At 46.1% G+C, this 469-nt stretch carries 1 protein-coding gene; it reads right to left on the bottom strand.

Annotated elements, in window-relative coordinates:
- A partial coding sequence (locus tag A3756_RS04855) for a pantoate--beta-alanine ligase (RefSeq protein ID WP_368664568.1) occupies positions 1–451 on the bottom strand: 451 nt, incomplete at its 3' end.
- Positions 452–469 lie beyond the last annotated feature (18 nt).

Here is a 469-nt window from a genome sequence, read left to right as displayed (position 1 = left end):
GTTGCAATAGCTGGTAAATCTTAGCGGCAGTTTGCTTTTCTTGCTGGCTAAGGTAACCATTGCGAGAGCTGCGGGCTAGACCTGACTCTTCCCGAGATGTTGGGACGCCAATGATAGAAACAGGCATACAAAGGTCGGAAACCATCTTGCGAATAATCGCTAATTGTTGGAAGTCTTTTTCACCAAATACTGCAATATCTGGTTGCACCATATTAAATAGCTTGGTGACGACGGTGGCGACACCAATGAAGTGACCGGAACGACTGGCGCCGCAGTGATAATCTCCGAGAGCAGGCACATCCACTCTGGTTTCTTCAGCTAAGCCGTTTGGATAGATCTCGCTAACAGGTGGTGCGAACAAGACATCACAATATCTACTACGTAAGTGCTTACTATCATCTTCAAGTGTTCTAGGGTAGGCATCAAGATCCTCGTTCTCACCAAACTGCATAGGATTTACAAAGATACT

Source organism: Oleiphilus sp. HI0086 (assembly GCF_001635225.1).
Note: the sequence above shows the minus strand (reverse complement) of the source record. Positions and strands in the feature narration are given on the sequence as shown.